Origin of the sequence: Streptomyces sp. NPDC052023 (genome assembly GCF_044548465.1) — a bacterium.
GTDB lineage: Bacteria > Actinomycetota > Actinomycetes > Streptomycetales > Streptomycetaceae > Streptomyces.
Genome location: NZ_JBIUBW010000002.1, coordinates 648,224 through 667,578, shown reverse-complemented (window position 1 = coordinate 667,578; position 19,355 = coordinate 648,224). Strand labels below are relative to the sequence as shown.

At 72.1% G+C, this 19,355-nt stretch carries 17 protein-coding genes and 1 tRNA gene; 7 read left to right on the top strand and 11 right to left on the bottom strand.

Translation table 11 applies throughout. The annotated features are described in order from the left end of the window. Positions 1–61: 61 nt before the first annotated feature. On the bottom strand, positions 62–886 hold the full coding sequence (locus ACIHCM_RS07145) for a helix-turn-helix domain-containing protein (protein WP_399890589.1): 825 nt from the start codon (positions 884–886) through the stop codon (positions 62–64). 365 nt (positions 887–1,251) lie between these two features. Here ACIHCM_RS07145 and ACIHCM_RS07140 point away from each other — a divergent pair, with 365 nt between their 5' ends. After that, complete coding sequence (locus tag ACIHCM_RS07140; protein ID WP_399890330.1) at positions 1,252–1,743, top strand: ATP-binding protein; 492 nt, start codon at positions 1,252–1,254, stop codon at positions 1,741–1,743. A gap of 83 nt (positions 1,744–1,826) precedes the next feature. Here the strand turns inward: ACIHCM_RS07140 and ACIHCM_RS07135 are convergent, their stop codons facing one another. The 4 genes from ACIHCM_RS07135 to ACIHCM_RS07120 form a co-directional block, all read right to left on the bottom strand. Next, positions 1,827–2,126 carry a DUF397 domain-containing protein gene (locus ACIHCM_RS07135; protein WP_399890327.1) on the bottom strand — a complete coding sequence of 100 codons (300 nt, stop codon included), beginning with the start codon at positions 2,124–2,126 and terminating at the stop codon, positions 1,827–1,829. Positions 2,127–2,272: 146 nt separating this feature from the next. Next, a complete protein-coding gene (locus ACIHCM_RS07130) occupies positions 2,273–2,749 on the bottom strand; it encodes an SRPBCC domain-containing protein (RefSeq protein ID WP_399890325.1) in 477 nt (158 codons plus the stop codon). Continuing rightward, a complete protein-coding gene (locus ACIHCM_RS07125) occupies positions 2,746–3,117 on the bottom strand; it encodes an ArsR/SmtB family transcription factor (protein ID WP_399890323.1) in 372 nt (123 codons plus the stop codon). The genes ACIHCM_RS07130 and ACIHCM_RS07125 overlap by 4 nt, the downstream gene beginning before the upstream one ends. A gap of 7 nt (positions 3,118–3,124) precedes the next feature. Next, the gene (locus ACIHCM_RS07120) at positions 3,125–3,511 is read right to left on the bottom strand and encodes a VOC family protein (protein ID WP_399890320.1); all 387 of its coding nucleotides are present in this window, start codon (positions 3,509–3,511) and stop codon (positions 3,125–3,127) included. 563 nt (positions 3,512–4,074) lie between these two features. Here ACIHCM_RS07120 and ACIHCM_RS07115 point away from each other — a divergent pair. Then, a complete protein-coding gene (locus tag ACIHCM_RS07115) occupies positions 4,075–4,605 on the top strand; it encodes a hypothetical protein (RefSeq protein WP_399890317.1) in 531 nt (176 codons plus the stop codon). A 90-nt stretch (positions 4,606–4,695) separates the two neighbouring features. Beyond that, positions 4,696–5,226, top strand: coding sequence for a DUF4232 domain-containing protein (locus ACIHCM_RS07110; RefSeq protein WP_399890314.1), 531 nt, complete (start codon positions 4,696–4,698; stop codon positions 5,224–5,226). A 22-nt stretch (positions 5,227–5,248) separates the two neighbouring features. Here ACIHCM_RS07110 and ACIHCM_RS07105 read toward each other — a convergent pair whose 3' ends face one another. After that, positions 5,249–6,463, bottom strand: coding sequence for a DUF2786 domain-containing protein (locus ACIHCM_RS07105; RefSeq protein WP_399890311.1), 1,215 nt, complete (start codon positions 6,461–6,463; stop codon positions 5,249–5,251). Between the two features lie 73 nt (positions 6,464–6,536). Here ACIHCM_RS07105 and ACIHCM_RS07100 point away from each other — a divergent pair, with 73 nt between their 5' ends. Beyond that, positions 6,537–7,292 carry a Clp protease N-terminal domain-containing protein gene (locus ACIHCM_RS07100; RefSeq protein WP_399890308.1) on the top strand — a complete coding sequence of 252 codons (756 nt, stop codon included), beginning with the start codon at positions 6,537–6,539 and terminating at the stop codon, positions 7,290–7,292. Positions 7,293–7,354: 62 nt separating this feature from the next. After that, positions 7,355–9,046, top strand: coding sequence for a bifunctional 3'-5' exonuclease/DNA polymerase (locus ACIHCM_RS07095; RefSeq protein WP_399890305.1), 1,692 nt, complete (start codon positions 7,355–7,357; stop codon positions 9,044–9,046). On the opposite strand, the gene ACIHCM_RS07090 is transcribed toward ACIHCM_RS07095, so the two are convergent. Then, on the bottom strand, positions 9,047–12,493 hold the full coding sequence (locus tag ACIHCM_RS07090; protein WP_399890302.1) for a BTAD domain-containing putative transcriptional regulator: 3,447 nt from the start codon (positions 12,491–12,493) through the stop codon (positions 9,047–9,049). Between the two features lie 728 nt (positions 12,494–13,221). On the opposite strand from ACIHCM_RS07090, the gene ACIHCM_RS07085 reads away from it, so the two are divergent. Next, the gene (locus ACIHCM_RS07085) at positions 13,222–14,181 is read left to right on the top strand and encodes a D-2-hydroxyacid dehydrogenase family protein (RefSeq protein ID WP_399890299.1); all 960 of its coding nucleotides are present in this window, start codon (positions 13,222–13,224) and stop codon (positions 14,179–14,181) included. A gap of 16 nt (positions 14,182–14,197) precedes the next feature. Here ACIHCM_RS07085 and ACIHCM_RS07080 read toward each other — a convergent pair whose 3' ends face one another. Further along, positions 14,198–14,869, bottom strand: a complete 672-nt coding sequence (locus tag ACIHCM_RS07080) for a histone deacetylase (protein WP_399890296.1) — start codon at positions 14,867–14,869, stop codon at positions 14,198–14,200. A gap of 274 nt (positions 14,870–15,143) precedes the next feature. Here ACIHCM_RS07080 and ACIHCM_RS07075 point away from each other — a divergent pair, with 274 nt between their 5' ends. Further along, positions 15,144–15,767 carry a hypothetical protein gene (locus ACIHCM_RS07075; RefSeq protein ID WP_399890293.1) on the top strand — a complete coding sequence of 208 codons (624 nt, stop codon included), beginning with the start codon at positions 15,144–15,146 and terminating at the stop codon, positions 15,765–15,767. Between the two features lie 65 nt (positions 15,768–15,832). Here the strand turns inward: ACIHCM_RS07075 and ACIHCM_RS07070 are convergent. From ACIHCM_RS07070 to ACIHCM_RS07060, 3 genes are all read right to left on the bottom strand, one after another. Then, a tRNA-Thr gene (locus tag ACIHCM_RS07070) sits at positions 15,833–15,906 on the bottom strand. A 107-nt stretch (positions 15,907–16,013) separates the two neighbouring features. Then, positions 16,014–17,618, bottom strand: a complete 1,605-nt coding sequence (locus tag ACIHCM_RS07065; protein WP_399890290.1) for an alpha/beta hydrolase — start codon at positions 17,616–17,618, stop codon at positions 16,014–16,016. Positions 17,619–18,039: 421 nt separating this feature from the next. Beyond that, positions 18,040–19,245, bottom strand: a complete 1,206-nt coding sequence (locus ACIHCM_RS07060; RefSeq protein WP_399890287.1) for a DNA polymerase III subunit delta' — start codon at positions 19,243–19,245, stop codon at positions 18,040–18,042. Positions 19,246–19,355 lie beyond the last annotated feature (110 nt).

Here is a 19,355-nt window from a genome sequence, read left to right as displayed (position 1 = left end):
CCTGATCACACGTCATCGTACTTGTGTTGCAACAGAGTTGGAGTAACTCTCCGGGAACCCTTCAGGACAGCTGGAGCAGCCCCCGCAGCAGGTCCCGGCTCTCGTCCGGGCCCGGGCTGTCCCGCTGGAGCTCCGTCAGCGCCTTCTCGTACTGGGCGACGTCCTCCGCCTTGTCCAGGTAGAGCGCGCTGGTGAGCTGCTCCAGGTACACCACGTCCGACAGGTCGGACTCCGGGAAGCCGAGGATGGTGAAGGCACCGGACTCGCCGGAGTGCCCGCCGAAGCTGAACGGCATGATCTGCAGCCGTACGTTGGACCGCTCGGAGAACTCGATCAGGTGCTGCAGCTGGCCGCGCATCACCTCGCGGTCGCCGTAGGGGCGTCGCAGCGCCGCCTCGTCGAGGACGATGTGGAAGTCGGGGGCGTTCTCCGCGACGAGGTGCTTCTGGCGCTCCAGGCGCAGCGCGACGCGCTTCTCCACGTCGGCCTCGCTCGCGCCCTTCATGCCGCGCCGGACCACGGCACGGGCGTAGGCCTCCGTCTGGAGCAGGCCGTGCACGAACTGCACCTCGTACGCGCGGATCAGCGACGCCGCGCCCTCCAGGCCCACGTATGTCGGGAACCAGTTCGGCAGGACGTCCGAGTAACTGTGCCACCAGCCCGCGACATTGGCCTCGCGGGCCAGGGACACCAGCGACGTACGCTCCGTCTCGTCCACGATCCCGTACAGCGTCAGCAGGTCCTCGACGTCCCTCGTCTTGAAGCTCACCCGGCCCAGCTCCATCCGGCTGATCTTCGACTCGGAGGCACGGATGTGATACCCCGCCGCCTCGCGCGTGATGCCCCGAGCCTCTCGCAGTCTCCTGAGTTGCGAGCCGAGCAGCATGCGCCGCACCACCGATCCGGGCTCTCCCGCGCTCACGTTCCAGCCTCCCCAACCGTCTTTCCGGGCCCGCAGTCTGCCACTAAAACACTCCGAGCTGTACTCGTCCGGTTACACAGATGGAAAGAAGCCAAAGATTCCGGATCCCTTGAGGAAGTCCAGGGCAAGGAGAAGGCAAGCAGGCGAGGTGAAGATGGCGGAAAAAATGACCAACAAGTGGTACGGGAGGGTCCAATTCGGTCGCGTGCACGTGCATCTGCCCTTGCATCTGCTGTACGCATCCGAAACCATGGTCCCGCGCCACCGCTGCATCGCAACGACCGCGAACTCCCGGGGGAGTGCCTCGCATGGGGACGAATGGATCGACCATGCTCGAGCCTTTACGGCAGGGCCTTCCGCCGCTGGATCCCACGGCCGTGTCCAGCGCCGCCTCCTGCGCCCTGCCCGCCCGCTACGAAGCGGTGCGCGAGGCACGGCAGTTCACCCGCAGAACACTCGACCAGTGGGATGTGGGCCACCGCTTCGACGACGTCTGCCTGGTGGTCTCCGAACTCGTCACCAACGCCCTGCGCCACGGCCTGTCGTCCGTCGCCCCGCGCCCGGCGGCCAGGAACGGTGACCACGAGCCACCACAGGTGCGCCTGCACCTGATGCGCTGGACCGAGCGACTGGTGTGCGCCGTGCGCGACCCCAGCAACGACAGCCCGGTCGCGCGCGAGACCGACGACTTCTCGGCGGAGTCCGGTCGCGGGCTGTTCCTCGTCGACTCGTTCTGCGACAGCTGGGGCTGGCACCCGCTGGCCGGCACGCTGAGCGGCAAGGTCGTCTGGGCGATGTTCCGGCTCCAGACCGACGGCTGAGAAACCCAGGCACCTCTTGGTGCCCGGGTTCTACGCGCGTCACTGCGCGTCGCCCGTCACTCACGGCATGCTGTGGCCGGCACTCAGCCCGCGACCAGGTGGTCGAACTCGCCGTCCTTCACGCCCAGGAGCATCGCCTCGATCTCCGCGCGCGTGTAGACGAGGGCCGGACCGTCGGGGAAGTTCGAGTTGCGCACCGCCACTCTTCCGCCCGGCAGCTGCGCGAACTCCACGCAGGACCCCTGCGAATTGCTGTGCCGGCTCTTCTGCCAGGCAGCCCCACGCAGCTTCGTGGCGGCCATGCCGTTGTACACGCCGGACGCACCGGCGCCGTGGTGCACGTCACCGTCGTACACGTCACCGTCGTACACGTCGTGATCCACAGGTCGCTCCCCGGTGGTGCACTGGCTGGTATGGCCATGGATGCAGTGGTCAACTGAGGCGGATCATAACCTTGTTCATGTGCAGATGCGCGGGCAGATGCACGTGCACGGGGGGTGTTCCTGCGGTTACAGCTTTGACGGCCGCGCTACCGAAGCCGTTCCAGCACCTGCCCCAGGGCGCGCATGACATGCGACCGCCAGCCCCCGTCCATGATCTTCCGTGCCATCGACTGCGCCGGATCGTCCGGATCGAATCCTTCGTGCACTAGGAACAGACGCGTTCCGCGCCCTTCCTGTTCCAGCGTCCACGTGATGGTCCAGTCCGCCGTGCCGGCGGGGCCGGGGTCCGCCCACCGGACGCGCAGCATCCGCTCGACGTCGTAGCCGAGCACGGACACCTCGACGACACCGGAGAAGCCGGTGTTGGGGCGGGGCACGGAGGTCATCCGGTACCGGTGGCCGACCTCCAGGCGGAACTCCTCGGAACCCGGCATCTGCCACTGCGCCAGCAGCCCGGGGTCGGTCAGCGCCCGCCAGACCTTCGCGGGCGGGTGGGGGAAGAACTGATCGACGCGAATGACGGTGAGGTCGTCACCGTCTGCGGCCGTCGGCGGGATGCTCATGTCGGCTCATCGTCGGGCATGCGGTCGAGCAGATCACCGAGACCCGTCAGTCGCTCGCGCCAGAACCGCTCGTACGGATGGAGCCAGTCCTGTACGTCGGCGAGCGGAGCCGCCTCCAGTCGGTAGATGCGCTGCCGGCCGGAACGCTGCTCGGAGACCAGCCCGGCGTCCCGGAGCACCTTGAGGTGCTCGGAGAGACTGGGCCGGCGCATGGCGAAGTGGTCCGCCAGGGCCTGGACGGGCTGCGGCCCGCCGTCGCGCAGCAGGCGCAGCACCTCGCGACGCGTGGCGTTGGCGAGCGCGGCGAACACGCGGTCGGCCGTAGCGGCGGTGTCGACAGCACTCGTCCCGGCCCCGGTGGTGGTCATGGCGTCGTCAGAAGCCTTCCTTCTCCGTCAGCAGCATCAGACCGTTGCCGTCGGGGTCGCGGAAGGCGGCCATGCGCCCCCAGGGGTGGTCGTCCGGGCCCTCCACCTGGACGCCCGCCTCCGCGAGCCGGGCGCAGTCGGCGTCGACATCGGTCGTGACCAACATGATCCCCCGGGCGGAACCGGGCTCGAAACCGCCCATCCCGGGGCCGGAGAGCGTGAAGACGGTCTGCGCACCGCGCGGCGCGACCTGGAGCCAGCGGCCGGGCGGCATCAGCAGATCGGCGGCGACCTCGAACCCGAGCACCTCCGTGTAGAAGCGCAGGGCCCGGTCCTGGTCGGTGACGGGGAGCGTCAGGAAGGAAGCGTGGGTGATGTTCGTGGGATTGCTCATGGACCCGAAGATAGGTAGGAGATCCCCTACGAGTCAAGCGTAGGGAATCTCCTACCTAAACGGGTCGGCCGGCCCTGGCAGGCGGGGTTACGTGCTGGTAGCTTGCTGCGATCGTCAGGATGTAGGGCTGTAAGGCCGTGCGCCTTTGTGGCGATAGGGCCATATGGCGATAGGACTTTGTGGCAGTCGGGCTTTGTGGAAAGAGGGCTTGAAGGAAGTACGGCCGTGAGGTCGTAGGGCGATGTGGCTGTGTGTCCGTAGGGCGATATGGCCGTGCGGTTATCGGGCTGTGTGGTCGTCGGGCTGTGTGGCTGTACGGCCATGTGGTCGTACCGCTGTGTTGTTGTCCGCCTGTGCTGTTGTCCGGCTGTGTGGCTGTACGGCCATGTGGTCGTACCGCTGTGTTGTTGTCCGCCTGTGCTGTTGTCCGGCTGTGTGGCTGTGCTGTCATCCGGCAGTACGGCAAGTACGGCTGTACGGAAGTACCGCTGTGCGACTGTCCGCCGGACGGCCGCGCGGCTCGTGCGGCCGTTCGGCTACCGGCTCACCTCTGGGGGCATGCAGTGACTTCCGCGACGACTTCGGCGGGCCACGCGCACGGTGCGATGCGCGGGCGGGTGCGGATCGTGGCCGTGGCCGCGGTCGTGGTGGGGGCGGTCACGCTGACCGCCTGCAGCGGGGGCGGCGGCTCGGACTCGGATCCGGGCGGCTCGACGCCGAGCCCCGGCACGTCGTCGGCGGTCAGCGGCGGAAGTGGGGCTTCACCGACCGCGGCTGCCGGGAAGCTGGAGGGCAGCTGGCTCGCCACCAGCGAGGGTCAGGCGGTGGCACTGGTGGTCACCGGCGAGTCCGCCGGGCTGTTCGCCACCGGCGGCGTCGTCTGCAGCGGTCGCGTGGGCGAGGCATCCGGAAACCGGACGATCCAGCTCACCTGTTCGAACGGCGAGGACGAGCGCAGCACCGGCACGGTCGACTCCGTCAGCGCCGAGAGCCTGAAGGTGACGTGGGACGGCGGCCTCGGCCAGGAGACGTACACCAAGGCGGAGGGCGGGAAGCTGCCGCCGGGGCTGCCCACCCCGGGGCTCGGCTCGTGAGGTGACGCCGGTGGGACGGGCCGGGTGACCGTACGGCGCCCGCGTACGTGATGATCCAGGGGAATCGTCACGAACCCAGGGGACCCATCCATGCGCGCCACATCGCTCACCGTCGGCTCCGCCGCCCTCGCCGCCACCCTGCTGCTGACCGCCTGCGGGGGCGGTGACAGCGGCGGCGAAGCCGAGGACGGCGGCCAGGACACGTCCGCCTGCGTGCTCGACGAGGTCGGCGTGGAGGTCGGCCCCGCCAATGCCGCGCCCGTCGCCGGGGACACGGGCAACATTCCTGTCACGGTCACCAACCAGGGCGCCGAGTGCACCCTGGACGGATTCCCCACCGTCGGACTCCAGGCCGACGCCGGCTCCGTCACCGTGCCGGAGGAAGAGGCGGCCCAGGCGCAGAAGCTGACGCTCGCCGAGGGCACGGCGGCGACGTTCACGATCACGTACGTACGGGGCGAGACGGGCGGCGCCGGCAGCCTCGACGTCACGAGGCTGAAGATCGGCCTGCCGGGCGCTCCGCAGACGCGGGGCTTCGCGTGGTCGTACGGTCCCGTCGTGCTCGTCGAAGGGGACGCGCCGGAGGCCTCGGTGGGGGCGTTCCAGCAGGCGGGCGACTGAGGACGCTCCGCCCGCACGCGGGTCAGCCGAGCCGGCGGCGGGTTCTGACCTCCGCCCGGTCGGCCGCGCGTGATCCCTCCGTCCAGCCCGCCGCGTCGGTCACTCCGCGCAGCCGCGTCGTGGTCGTCTCCGGGAACATGCTCTCGGTCCGCTCGGTGACCGCCGCCTCGCGGGAGGCCAGGACCGGGAGCAGGCCACCGTCCGGCCGGTCTTCGGCGCCGGCCTGCCCCGCGGCCTCTCCGGCAGCCTCTTCGGCCGCCTGTCCGGCGGCCTCCTCGGCGGCCGAGGCGAGCCGGATCCCGATGCGGTGGGCGTAGGCGGCGAGGAAGGACTGCCGGAACGTCTTCGTGCGCCTGCGGCCGCCCGCGCGCTGAGCGGCCTCGGCCTTGGTCATCGCGGTCGTGGCCTGCACCAGGAGCGAGGTGTAGAGGAGTTCGGCCACCTCCAGGTCCGGTTCGAAACCCACGACGGTGGAGAAGCCGAGGGGTTCGTTCCACACCGCGCGGCAGCGGTTGGCGGTGGCGACCGCGTCCAGCAGCACCGCCTTGGCCTGCTCGTAGGGCTGGTCGACGCCGATCCGCCAGGCCGTCGGCCCGGCCCCGCCCTGTGCCTGACCAGCGAGGAGCGCCTCGTCGATGCTGTGCCGCGCCATCAGTTCCTGCGCCTTGGCGCTGAGGGCCTCCGCCTCGTCCGGGAACTCGGTGGCCTCGGCCTTGGCCAGGAGGGCGCGGATACGGGTCAGCATGCGGGACTCGGACGACTGCGGCGTGGTCGTGATCGTGCGCCCGGCTCGCGTCTCCCCCTGAGTCTGCGGCTCGTCCAGGTCCTCGAGGGTGGGGAGGCGGAGCAGGACGCGGTACAGCTCCAGGAGGGCCGTGGCGTGCGTGAAGCGGTCGGGGCGGGCCGGGGCGGCGGGAGCGTCGTCGGCGAGCTGGGCCAGCTGCGCCGCCCAGCGGGGGCCGCGCGGGCGGTCGTGCGGGGCCTGTTCGAGGATCAGCGCGGCTACGAGGCGTTCGTGTACGTCGTCCAGTTCGCGGCGGACGATCCGTACGACGTCGGCGGGCTGCCAGCCACGGCGCCAGGCCCCGGCGACGAACTCGACGCCCCGCCGGGTGACTTCCCCGTCCGCCGCCGGGTCGGCCGCGAGCAGGGACGCGCCCGTGTCGAGGGCGGCGTGGTCGTCGGCGGAGGCGTAGAGGGCGGCCCGGAAGGCGCGGTCGACGGTGCTGGTGTCCACGGTGGGATCGTGTCATGCGGATTGCCGTCAACTCAGGGTTGACGCTCCCTGACTGTCAACCTACGGTTGACGCATGACGAAGAGCCCCGACTTCACGTCATCCATCCGTCTCGACGACCTCATCGCCGCCATCAAGAAGGTGCACGACGAACCCCTCGAGCAGCTCCAGGACGCGATGCTCGCCGGGGAGCACCTGGGCGACGTCGCCGACCACCTGATCGGCCACTTCGTGGACCAGGCCCGGCGTTCCGGCGCGTCCTGGACGGACATCGGCAAGAGCATGGGCGTCACCCGGCAGGCCGCGCAGAAGCGGTTCGTGCCGAAGGAGTCCACGGACCTGGACCCGAGCCAGGGCTTCAGCCGCTACACCCCCCGCGCGCGGAAGGTGGTCGTGGCCTCGCACGAAGCGGCCAAGGCGGCACACCACTCCGAGGGCCTGCCCGCGCACCTCGTCCTGGGCCTGCTCACCGAGCCGGAAGGGCTGGCCGCGCTGGCCGTCACGGCACAGGGCGTCAGCCTGGACGCGGTCCGCGAGGCGGCGAACGCCGCGCTCCCGCCGGCCGCGGAGGAGGGCCCGGAACTCGTCCCGTACGCCTCGGACAGCAAGAAGGTCCTGGAACTCACCTTCCGCGAGGCCCTCCGCCTCGGCCACAACTATGTCGGCACCGAGCACCTCCTGCTGGCCCTCCTGGAGTTCGAGAACGGCGAAGGTCTGCTCTCCGGTCTCGGCATCACCAAGGAAGGGGTGGAGCGCTACGTCACGGAGGCACTGGAGAAGCTGGTGCGGGAGCGGGAGGGGGGCGCGGGGGAGGCTGCTGGGGGGAGCTGAGGGGAGCCGGGCCCGCAGGGAGAACCCGCCCGTTGTCAGACCCTGCTGCGACACTCGCAGGCATGGCCGATCGGTGGGCGCTCGCTCCGGCCGAGGACGGTGGCGTGGACGTCGCCCCCCTCGGTCCGGGAGGGCTGCCCGCGGGGCCGGTGCGGCGGGAGGGGGACCTGGCGGAGGCGGTGCGCAGCCGGCCGTACGTCACGCGGTGGGTGTGGCGGTCCACCGCCGAGGTCTACCCGCGACTGCTCGCCGCGGGGGTGCGGGTGGAGCGGTGCTACGACATCGAGGACGCCGAGACCCTCCTGCTGGGCCACGAGGGGCGGTACGGCGAACCTCGCTCGGCCGCCGCCGCCCTGGCCCGGCTGCGCGGCGGCGCCGTACCGCCCGACCCCCCGGCCCGCGCTGCCGAACCGGGCGCGCAGTCGCCGCTCTTCGAGCCCCAGGGCACGCACCTCCCCCTCGAGGACCTGCTCGCCGTGTACGCCGAGCAGCAGCGGCGGCACGACCGTGCCGCGCACCCCGACCGGATGCGGCTGCTGACGGCCGCCGAGTCGGCGGGGATGCTGGTGGCGGCCGAGATGAACGGCACGGGGGTGCCGTGGAGCGCCGTGGTGCACCGCGAGGTGCTGCACGAACTGCTCGGCGAGCGGTACGCCGGCGGTGGCGAGCCGCGCCGCCTGGCCGAGCTGGCCGACGAGGTGTCCGCCGCGTTCGGGCGCCGGGTGCGGCCCGATCTTCCCGCCGACGTGATCAAGGCCTTCGCACAGGCCGGGATCAAGGTGAGCTCCACGCGGCGCTGGGAGATCGAGTCCCTCGACCATCCGGCGGTCAAGCCGCTGGTGGAGTACAAGAAGCTGTACCGCATCTGGGTCGCCCACGGCTGGTCCTGGCTCCAGGACTGGGTGCGTGACGGGCGGTTCCGGCCGGAGTTCCTGGCGGGCGGCACGGTCACCGGCCGCTGGGTGACCAACGGCGGGGGCGCCCTGCAGATCCCCAAGGTCATCCGGCGTGCCGTGGTCGCCGACCCCGGCTGGCGGCTGGTCGTCGCCGACGCCGACCAGATGGAACCCCGCGTGCTGGCGGCCATCTCCCGCGACCCGGGCCTCATGGAGGTGGCGGGCCGCGAGACCGACCTCTACCAGTCCGTCTCCGACCGCGCCTTCTCCGGCGACCGCGCCCAGGCCAAGCTCGCCGTGCTCGGCGCGATCTACGGCCAGACCTCCGGGGACGGCCTGAAGAACCTCGCCGCCCTCAGACGCCGCTTCCCCAAGGCCGTGGCGTACGTCGACGACGCGGCCCGCGAAGGCGAGGAGGGGCGGCTGGTCCGGACCTTCCTCGGCCGGACCTGCCCACCGGCCGCAGGGTCGGGCGAGGACGCGGCGGAGGAGGCGGGCATCCCGGTCACCACGGCGGCGGAGGAGTCCGGCGCCCAGCAGTGGGTGCCCGGTTACGCCTCCACCGACGCCCGCGCCCGTGGCCGCTTCGCCCGCAACTTCGTGGTCCAGGGCAGCGCGGCCGACTGGACGCTGCTGCTGCTCGCCGCCCTGCGCCGCGCCTGCGCGGACATGGCGGCCGAGCTGGTCTTCTTCCAGCACGACGAGGTGATCGTGCACTGCCCGCAGGCGGAGACCGAGGCGGTCGTGGCGGCGATCCGGGAGGCGGGGGCGCTGGCGGCCAGGCTGACGTTCGGGGAGACGCCGGTGCGGTTCCCGTTCTCGACGGCGGTGGTGGAGTGCTATGCCGACGCGAAGTGATCAGGCAGCGCCCGAGAGCAGGGACCGGAGTTCCGTGACGACCGCCCGTTCGTCCGTGCCGTCCAGATCGGCGAGGGCGGTGCGCCACGCCTCGCGTGCCTCGTCCTCACGACCCTGGTCGCGCAGCAGCAGACCGTGCTGGTGCCGGCCGAGCCCCCCGGTGTACCGGTCGGAGCGGGCTTCGGCGCGGCGCAGCAGCTCCGCGCACTCGCGCTCGGCCCGGGCGGTGCTGCCCAGCCGGTGCAACGCGCGGATCAGTCCGAGCCGGGTCCGGGACTCGCCGTGCCAGTCGCCGTGGCCGCCGAGGATGCGCAGGCTCTCCTCGAAGTGCCCGGCGGCGGCGGCCGGTTCGCCGAGGGTGAGGTGGGCGTAGCCGATGTTGCAGTGCGCGGAGTGCTGCACGATGACGGCGCCGATCCCGACGCCGAGGGCGAGCGAGCGGCGGTGGTGCTCGATGGCGGCGCGAGGATCGGTGTGCTCGTGCAGGTTGCCGAGATGGCTGTACGTCACGGCCTCGCCGTACGGATCGTTCAGCCGGCGCGAGTACCCGAGGCTCTGGCGCAGCGCGTCCTCCGACTCGGCGTACTGTCCAAGGCCTTCGAGCAGCAGCCCGCGGTTGTTGAGACAGCGGCGGATCCAGGAGACGGCCCCGAGCCGTCGCCAGATCGCCAGCGCCTCGTCGTTGAGCGCGAGCGCCTCGTTCTGCCGGCCGGTGAGGAAGTGCATCCCGGCAAGATCGACCAGCGCGGTCGCCTCTGCCGCCGCGTCCCCGAGCCGCCGCGCCAGCTTCAGCGCGGCGCGCCCGAGCAGCTCCATCTCGGGGATACGGCCGCTGCGGTGGAGACAGGGGGCGAGCAGCCGCAGGAGAGTGGACAGGTAGGCGGTACGGCGCTCACAGGCGCCGTCGGCATGGGCCTTGACCAGCGCGACGATGTTGCACAGCTCGCCGCCGGCCCAGGCGAACGCCGCCTCGGCTCCCTCGAAGGGGGCAACGGTCGCCACGTAGACCGCATGCCCGGGGGGCTGCGCTGCGGTCGGGCGACGGCGGTCGTCCTGGTCGAGCCCTGGTTCGACGATGGCGGTGAGGGTGCGCTCGGCGGTCGCTGCGTACCAGCGGAGAGCGTGGTCCACCCAGTCCTGGACGTCGTCGGGGCCTTCGCGCTCTTCGCGGTCGACGAGGCGGTGGGCGCTGCCCTTGCCGGCGTCCCCGCCCCTGCCGGCTCCCCCATGGCGCGGTCCTGCCGATGCCAGCTCGCGGGCGAAATCGCGGACCAGATCGTGGGGCGCGTAGCGGGCGTACGCCGTCTCCTCCAGAAGGGCCACGTCCACCAGCCGGTCCAGCGCGGCCTCGGCGCGGCGCTCGCCGGTGCCGGTGAGGCGGGCGATCAGGGGGGCGCCGTACGACGGCAGATCGAGCGCGCCGAGGCGGCGCAGCGCGAGGGCGGCGTCCCGGTCGGCCTCGCGGTCGGACGCGGCGAGCGCGTCGTGGGCGACGGCCAGGGAGCGCCGTACGCTCAGGTCGTCGTACTCCAGATGATGCAACCTGCCTTCGGTCGCGGACAGTTGATCCGCGAGTACGTCCGGTGTGAGTGCCCGGCGTGCGGCGAGCCGGGCGGCGACGACCCGCAGGGCGAGCGGTAGCCGGCCGGTGAGCTCGACGAGCGGGTGAGCGGCGTCGAGCCCGTCCCGTCCGGACACCGCGCGCAGCAGCGCCGCGCTCTCCGGGCCGCTCAGCGGCGTCAGCGGGAAGCGCCGGGCACCGTCGAGGGCGGTCAGCGGCGAACGGCTGGTGACGATGACCGCGCATCCGGCGCCGGCCGGCAGCAGCGGGCGTACCTGCGCGGCGCTCGCGGCGTCGTCCAGCACCAGGAGCGTGCGCGTCGGCGCGAGCAGCGAGCGCAGCAACGCGGTGGCGGCATCGGGGTGTTCGGGGATGCGGCGGGGCTCGACGCCGAGGTCGCGCAGGAGCGCGGTGAGTGCCTGGCCGGAGCCGAGGGGGGTCATGCCGGGGGTGGCGCCGCGCAGATTGACGTACAGCTGACCATCGGAGAAACGTTCCGCCAGTGTGTGCGCGGCATGCAGCGCGAGCGCGCTCTTGCCTACGCCGGCCATGCCGGTGACGACGGCGAGAGCAGCGGGCCGGGTGAGGGTCCGGAGCAGGGTGCCGCGGACAGCGGAGCGGCCGGAGAAGTGTGCGGGTGGTGGGGGGAGTTGGGACGGCCGGAGTCCGCCCGGGGCCGGGCGGCCGGACTCCGGCCGGCTCGCCTCCGGGCGGCATGGCGCCGGGCCGCACGCTTCCGGACCGCATGGCGCCGGGCCGGCTGCCTCTGGTCCGCACGACACCGGGCGGGCCGCCTCCAGGCCGCATGACACCGGGCCGCACGCTTCCGGGCCGCATGACTCCCGGCCGCCCGTCTCCAGGCCGCACGGCGCGGGTCCGGCCGCCTCCGGGCCGCACGACACCGGGCGGGCCGCCTCCGGGCCGCATGACTCCCGGCCGCCCGTCTCCAGGCCGCACGGCGCGGGTCCGGCCGCCTCCGGGCCGCATGGCGCCGGGTCCGCTGCCTCTGGTCCGCACGACACCGGGCGGGCCGCCTCCGGGCCGCATGACACCGGGCCGCACGCTTCCGGGCCGCACGACACGGGTCCGGCCGCCTCCGGGCCGCGCGACACCGGGCGGGCCGCCTCCGCCCGCGCCGCACCTGCGCCGGACACCGCAGCGCCGCCAGAGTCGTTCCGCCCCGCCCCTCCCCTCTCTGCCGAAGGGCCCCGCAACACCTCCACATGGGCCCCGCGCACCCCCTCCCCCGGCTCGACCCCCAACTCCTCCACGAGCCGCAAGCGGAGATCGCGATGGACGGCGAGGGCCTCGGCTCGGCGGCCGGTGCGGTGCAGGGCGAGCATGAGCTGGCGGTGGTAGGCCTCGCGGAGCGGATACTCGGCGGCGAGTTCCGCCAGCTCCGGGACGAGCCCGGCCAGCCGGTCCCACCCGGACGCCCCCTCTGCCGCCAGGGCGAGTTCGGCGTCGTACCGCCACTCCAGGACCAGCAGCCGCGCCTCGACCAGCCGTTGCACGAACGCGTACCCGCCCACCTCGGCCGGCAGCCCGCTCAGCGGCGCACCCCGCCACAGCGCGAGCGCCCGCACGCACTCGCGCACCGTCCGTTCCCATTCCCGCCCCGCGTGCGCGGCGCGCGCCGCGGCGACGTGCGCCTCGAAGACATGGACGTCCAGCTCACCCTGCGCGACCTGCAGCAGATAGCCGGGCGGCACGGCACGCAGCCGCCCGGGATGATCGAGCATCCGGCGCAGCCGGGCGACGTGGTTGTGCAGGGAGGCGTGCGCGGAGGCAGGCGGGGCGCCACCCCACAAGGTGTCCTTCAGCGTGGAGACGGGCACGACCCGCCCGGCGTCGAGCAGCAACGCGGCGAGGAGAACACGCGCCATCGGACTACTGACGTCCCGCACGGCAGGACGGGGCCGCGCGTCCTCCGCTCCGCTGGCGGCAGTCGCCCTTGCGCCGGTATTACCCGCCGACGTATCCGGACGTTCATCTCCACCGGGCCCATCTCCGCCACCGGGCCCATCTCCGCCACCGGGCTCATCACCGCCTCCGGGCTCGTACAGCACAGGCGACCCCAACAGCCCGAACCGCAGTCCGAACCGAGGCCCGCCCCGCATCACACCGCCCACAGCCTTCCCACGCATGCGCCCACGCCTGAACCCGGGCCCGAGCCGGGCCACGCTCCACCACAACGGGACGGACCACTCCTGGCGGATTCCCGCCCCTGCCCCGGCGCCCTCCCGCCGCCCGAACCCGGGCGGCCACCACCGGAACCCGCCACCGTACCGGCCGGTGAACGCACCACCGCCACCACCGCTACGGCCGTTTCCCGCTTCCGGCCGACGGCTTCACGCCAACCCCGGCCCACATCACGGGAAACCGTTGGCCACATGTTAGCGATCCGTTGGTGTGGCCTGATGTGATCACATCATCGGATCTGGCCCGACGGTGCGCGCGTACGTCGCGCAGCTCGGGGGAGTGTCGCCGCCGTGGCCGGGTCCGGGACGCCAGTGGGCCCCGGTCGGCAGAGGTGAACGACGGGGGCCCGCGTCCGAACCGCGCGGCGCGCCCGCCACCCTGGGGAGAGACACCGGCCCCGGGAGGACGAGACATGCGATACCGCTGCGCCGTACTGGACGACTACCAAGGCGTCGCCACCACCGTCGCCGACTGGACCCCGCTGGGCGACCGCGTGGAGGTCGTGACCTTCCCCGACCACTTCCCGGCCGAGGACGAACTGGCAGCGGTCCTCGCCGACTTCGACTTCGTGGTCACCCTGCGCGAACGCGTCCCGTTCCCCGCCTCGCTCCTCGGCCGGCTGCCCCGCCTCAAGCTCCTCGTCGCGTCCGGCATGCGCAACTCGGTGATCGACTACGCCGCCGCGCACGCGAACGACGTCACCGTGTGCGGCACCGAGAGCTCCTCCACCCCGCCGGTCGAACTGACCTGGGCCCTGATCCTGGGCCTGGCCCGCGGCATCGTCCAGGAGCACACCGCCCTGCGCACCGGGGGCCCCTGGCAGTCCACGGTCGGCGCGGACCTGCACGGACGCCGCCTGGGTCTGCTCGGCCTCGGCAAGATCGGCAGCCGGGTGGCCGGGGTGGGCCTGGCCTTCGGCATGGAGGTCACGGCCTGGAGCCAGAACCTCACCAGGGCGCGTACGGACGAGGTCGGGGTCCACCTCTCCCCCTCGAAGGAGGACCTCCTGGCGACCAGCGACGTCGTCTCCGTCCACCTGGCCCTCAGCGACCGCACCCGAAACCTTGTGGGCCCGGCCGAACTGGCCCTCCTCAAGCCCACGGCCCACCTGGTCAACACCTCCCGCGCGGCGATCATCGACCAGGAGGCGCTCCTGGCGGCCCTCCACGAGGGCCGTATCGCGGGCGCGGCGGTGGACGTCTTCGACACCGAGCCCCTGCCGGCCGGTCACCCGATGCGCCAGGCCCCCCGCCTCCTGGCCACCCCGCACCTCGGCTACGTCTCCCAGGCCAACTACCGGCGCTACTACGGCCAGGCGGTCGAGAACATCCAGGCCTACCTCGCCGGCGCACCCGTCCGCACCCTCGGCTGACCCGCGCCCTCACCGCTCATCGGTCTCCGGAGGCCAGCAGGTCGGCGACAGCCTGCTCCGACCAGTGGCCGAAGGCGCCGGGACAGGCGGCGACGTACGACGCGACCGCCGCCAGGTCCCACGCGCCCGCCGACAACAGGCCCGAGGACAGGAACCTCACATAGGCGCTCGACGGCGGGACCCACCGCACCTCGTTCATCCGCCACGGAGCGGTGAAGGTCAGCACCGGCAGCCCGTCGACCTGACCTGCGCACACCAGCGTCTCGTAGCGCCCCTCCCCCAGCACGGCACGCCCGTTCGTGAGTACGTCGACCAGATCGAGGTCCATTCCCGGATCCCGGTACATCTCCTGCGCGGCGATGTCGAAGAACTGGTCCGCGGTCACCAGGTGGGCCCTGGCCAGCACCCGGCCGCCGGCCTGCGGGTCGTAGAAGGCCCGGCCACCGCCCCACACCGGGGACCTGGTGGCGAAGTACATGGCCCCGGTCAGCTCCACCGGAATCGACCGGGAGGGCATCGCCGGATTGCGGCACCCCGGGTATGCCCGCGCCCCACCAGGCGGTTGACCGCCCTTGAGATAGAAGGCGAGCCGCTCGAGATGCGTGTTCGAGCCGTAGGAGGTGTACCAGACCCGCTTCGGGTGCCAGTCGGTCGGCAGGGCCGGATCGATGCCGGGGAGAGCCTTCACGCTGACCCGCTCCTGTCAGACAGCGGCGGCGGTCGCCACACACGGCGCGTCCTTGCTGACCGACGCGGGAGACGACCTCTCGGCCGTGACCCGCCGCTTCCTGAACGATTGTCCTGTCTCGCTGAGGTCTGGTCACGTCTCATCGAAGTATGAGTCTCATCAAAGTATGAGTCTCATCGAAGTATGAGCGAGTTCCTTCCCCCATGTGAGTACGCGTACTCACGTGCAGGGGGAGGCTTGATCGGAGACTGTGCGCATGACAAGAACTCCTGCCTTGACCAGCACATTCGCCCGCTCCTCGCGGCGCCTACGGCTCACCCTCGCGATCACCGCCATTGCTGCGCTGACACTCGGCGCCTGCGGCACCGAGAAGACGAACACCGGCGGAGAGCAAACCAAGCCCGCAAACGCCATCGGAGACGGGCCCGAGACGGCTTTCACAGAGATGCTGGACAAGATCGCGCGGTCGTGTCCCCCGAGCGCCCCGCCAGAGGCGCCGCCTACCGGCCCGGCGGAGACACGGCACTCCGGTGGGATCGAGACACCGCCGAGCGACGCGATCGAGCCCATCGCCCCCACGGCGGGGCCGGAGGTGGAGTTGAACGCTCGTGACTGGTGCGCGAGCCACCTCCATGAAGAGCGCATCGCCCAGGCGCTGTGGGGCCTGGTGAAACCCACCCCCACCAAGGTCGAGGCGATCCTGAACGACCTCGGCTACATCGACGAGCGCATCCACGACCTCAAGCAGTCCGGTGCAGCCACGCGGTTCTTCCTCGACCTCCGTGACAAGGGTGGGCGGCTCTGCCTGGAGGGCTCGGCAGCCGGCGAGAAGACCGTCGTCGACAAGTGTGTAGCCCCCAAGACGGGCCCGTTCACGGCTGGAGATCGCTACGCGTGAGGCCCGGTCAATGATCTTGACCGGGCCTCATCACGTACCGCCGTTGACCGACGGATTTGCCACTGAGCCGCCTTCGGGATTCGAACCCGAGACCTACGCATTACGAGTGCGTTGCTCTGGCCATCTGAGCTAAGGCGGCGCGCTGTCCGCACTATGGTGCGATCAGCAACGTCGGTAAGTCTACACAGTTTCCGGGGGTGCTCCGCACCGGCCCCGGAGCAGGGAGCTCCGGGGCCGGGGGCGGCTCTAGGAGCAGCGCTTTCCGTCCGCGGGCGCGGTGCCCCGCAGGAGGTACGCGTTGATCGTACGGTCGATGCACGTGCTGCCGCGGCCGTACGCGGTGTGGCCGTCACCGTCGTAGGTGAGGAGGCGGCCGGAGGAGAGCTGGCGGGACAGGCCCCGGGCCCAGTGGTACGGCGTCGCCGGGTCGCGGGTCGTGCCGACCACGACGATCGGCGCCGCGCCCTTCGCTTCGATCCGGCGCGGCTCGCCCGTGGGCGCGACCGGCCAGTACGCGCAGTTCAGGGCGGCCCAGCCGAGGGACTCACCGAAGACGGGAGACGCCTTCTCGAAGGCGGGCAGCGACTTGCGGACGTCGTCCGGGGTGTCGAAGGAGGGCGGGAGGTCCAGGCAGTTCACGGCGGCGTTGGCATACATCAGGTTCGAGTACCGGCCGTCGGCGTCCCGCTCGTAGTAGCCGTCGGACAGGACGAGCAGGCCCGCCCCGTCGTTCTCCTTCATCGCCGCCGTCAGCGCCTCGCGCAGCTGCGGCCAGGCCGCCTCGTCGTACATCGCCGCGATCACGCCCGTCGTGGCCAGCGACTCGGTCAGGCGGCGGCCCGCCGCGTCACCCGCGGGCAGCGGCTTGGCGTCGACCCTGTCGAAAAAGGCCTTGAGGTTCCGGCCGACCTGGGCCGGCTTCGCCCCGCGGCCTCCCAGCGAGCAGTCCTTGTGCCGTACGCAGTCCGTCGCGAAGGCCTGGAACGCCGTGTCGAACCCGGCCGTCTGGTCCAGGTTCAGCCGGCGGGCCGGCAACGTCGGGTCCATCGCGCCGTCCAGCACCAGCCGCCCCACCCGCTTCGGGAAGAGCCCGGCGTACGTCGCACCGAGGAGCGTCCCGTACGACGCCCCGACGTACGTCAGCTTCTGGTCCCCCAGCGCCGCCCGCACGATGTCCATGTCCCGGGCCGCCTCGACAGTGGAGACGTGCCGCAGCAGCTCGGGCGCATCCGCGCCGCACCCCTCGGCGAAGCCCTGGTACGCCTTCACCAGCCCGTCGACCTCGCGCCGGTCGTCGGGCGTGACGTCCGTCTGCGTGTACGCGTCCATGCCCGGACCGTCGAGACATTCGACGGGCTCGCTGCGGGCGACTCCGCGCGGATCGACCGCGACCATGTCGTAGCGGGCACGCACCTCCTGCGGGTAGCCGATCCCGGCGTACGTCTGGAGGTAGCCGACCGCCGAACCGCCGGGCCCGCCCGGGTTCACCAGCAGCGATCCCAGCCGCTTGCCCGGCCCCGTGGCCTTCTTCCGGGCCACCGCGAGGCGCACGTCCCCGGCGTCGGTCCTCGCGTAGTCGAGCGGCGCCCGCACCGTGGCGCACTCGAAGCCGGGGACACCGCAGGAACGCCAGCCCGGCTTCTGGCCGTAGTACCGCGCCAGGGCGGACGACGTCGTCTCGGGCAGCGCCGCGAGCGCCGCCTGGGCCGCCGGAGAGCTGGCGGAACTCGTCAAGCTGCTGGAGGAACAGGCGGATACGACAAGCGCCGCGAGGGCGAGGAAGGTGGCTCCGGTGCGGGACCTGACGCTGAAGACGGTCCTGGACCTGCGGTGGGTGCGCCTTGTGTGCATCCCGCGAGCGTAACGCTGTGCGATCGTCTGGGTGCACTGTGTACGGCTTGTGCCTCGGACGAGTACGCGCTGTCCCACGGATGTCCCACGGACGAGGGATGTCGTCAACGGAGGTGAGCGGGGGGTGAGCTGGTCCAGCGTGGTGAGGCAGGCAGGGGTCGCGGGGGGCAGCCGGTCGCGGGGGTTCCGCAGCCGTTCGCGCCGGCGTGCGGTAGTAGTTCGCGGTGGGTGAGGCAGTCAGTCCCGCGCGGTGGTGGGGCCTCGTTCGCGGTGGGTGAGGCAGTCAGTCCCGCGCGGTGGTGAGGCGTCGTTCGCGGCGAGGGAAGGAGTAGCCCGCGGTGAGTGAGCAGGCGGGCATGGTCGTCCCCCGTGACCGGTCACGCGGCGCTGATGCTGTGGTGTGACCGCGTGCCGCGTCGGCTCAACCCGCTCTGAGCGCCATGGTCATCGCCTCCACGGCGAGCAACGGCGCCACATTCCGGTCGAGCGCGTCCCGGCACGCGCCGATTGCCTCGATGCGGCGCAGGGTGGATTCGGGTGCGCTGCCCCGGGCGAGGCGCTCCAGCGCGTCCTCGGCGTCCGTGTTGGCGAGCGCGACGCGGGAGCCGAGCTGCAGGGCGAGGACGTCGCGGTAGAAGGCGGTGAGGTCCGTGAGCGCGAGGTCGAGACTGTCGCGCTGCGTCCGGGTGCGCCGGCGTTTCTGCTTGTCCTCCAGGTCTTTGATCACGCCCGCCGTGCCCCGCGGCAACCGGCCCCCCTGAGCCGCGCCCAGCGCCGCCTTCAGCTCCTCGGTCTCCTTGACGTCGACCTCCTCGGCGAGCTGCTTGGCGTCCTCCGCGGCCGCGTCGACCAGCTCCTGGGCCGCCTTGAGGCACCCACCGACGTCGTCGACGCGTAGCGGCAGCTTCAGAACGGCCGCCCTGCGCTCTCGTGCCGCCGGGTCGGTGGCGAGGCGGCGTGCCCGGTCGACGTGCCCCTGGGTGGCGCGGGCAGCGGCGGCCGCCACGTCGGGCTCGACGCCCTCACGGCGTACGAGCATGTCCGCGACGGCCTCCACCGAGGGCGTGCTCAGGTTCAGGTGGCGGCAGCGGGAGCGGATGGTGGGCAGGACGTCCTCGATCGAGGGGGCGCACAGCAGCCAGACCGTGCGGGGGGCGGGTTCCTCGACCGCCTTGAGGACGGCGTTGGCCGACTTATCGTTCAGCCGCTCGGCGTCCTCGACGAGGATGATCTGCCAGCGCCCGTTGGCCGGTGAGGTGAAGGACTTGCGGACCGTGTCCCGCATGTCGTCCACGAGAATCTGCGCGCCCACCGCGACGACCGTGGAGACGTCGGCGTGCGTGCCGACCAGCGCCGTATGGCACCCGTCGCAGAATCCGCACCCCGGGGCGCCGCCCAGCGCGCGGTCCGGGCTGACGCACTGCAACGCCGCCGCGAACGCCCGCGCCGTCTGCGTCCGCCCCGCTCCGGGTGGTCCCGTGAACAACCAGGCGTGCGTCATCCTTGACGCCTCCGGCGGCGGGGCGCCGGCCGCGGCGGCGGTGACCAGCGCGTCGGCGTCCCGGGCAGCGGCGGTGAGCTGCTCGCTCACCCTCTCCTGCCCGACGAGGTCGTCCCACACGCTCATGGGTCACGCCACCCTTCCGTCACACTCCGCGGTACGCCCTCCATTGTGCGGGCGGCCACTGACAACGCCGGCCGGCCCTGGCCCACCGGGGGCGCCGCCTCCCTCGCGGG

Coding starts and splice junctions, on each gene's coding strand:
- ACIHCM_RS07145 (WP_399890589.1), bottom strand. CDS start 886: ATGCTGCTCGGCTCGCAACTCAGGAGACTGCGAGAGGCTCGGGGCATC.
- ACIHCM_RS07140 (WP_399890330.1), top strand. CDS start 1,252: ATGCTCGAGCCTTTACGGCAGGGCCTTCCGCCGCTGGATCCCACGGCC.
- ACIHCM_RS07130 (WP_399890325.1), bottom strand. CDS start 2,749: ATGAGCATCCCGCCGACGGCCGCAGACGGTGACGACCTCACCGTCATT.
- ACIHCM_RS07125 (WP_399890323.1), bottom strand. CDS start 3,117: ATGACCACCACCGGGGCCGGGACGAGTGCTGTCGACACCGCCGCTACG.
- ACIHCM_RS07120 (WP_399890320.1), bottom strand. CDS start 3,511: ATGAGCAATCCCACGAACATCACCCACGCTTCCTTCCTGACGCTCCCC.
- ACIHCM_RS07110 (WP_399890314.1), top strand. CDS start 4,696: ATGCGCGCCACATCGCTCACCGTCGGCTCCGCCGCCCTCGCCGCCACC.
- ACIHCM_RS07100 (WP_399890308.1), top strand. CDS start 6,537: ATGACGAAGAGCCCCGACTTCACGTCATCCATCCGTCTCGACGACCTC.
- ACIHCM_RS07095 (WP_399890305.1), top strand. CDS start 7,355: ATGGCCGATCGGTGGGCGCTCGCTCCGGCCGAGGACGGTGGCGTGGAC.
- ACIHCM_RS07090 (WP_399890302.1), bottom strand. CDS start 12,493: ATGGCGCGTGTTCTCCTCGCCGCGTTGCTGCTCGACGCCGGGCGGGTC.
- ACIHCM_RS07085 (WP_399890299.1), top strand. CDS start 13,222: ATGCGATACCGCTGCGCCGTACTGGACGACTACCAAGGCGTCGCCACC.
- ACIHCM_RS07065 (WP_399890290.1), bottom strand. CDS start 17,618: ATGCACACAAGGCGCACCCACCGCAGGTCCAGGACCGTCTTCAGCGTC.
- ACIHCM_RS07060 (WP_399890287.1), bottom strand. CDS start 19,245: ATGAGCGTGTGGGACGACCTCGTCGGGCAGGAGAGGGTGAGCGAGCAG.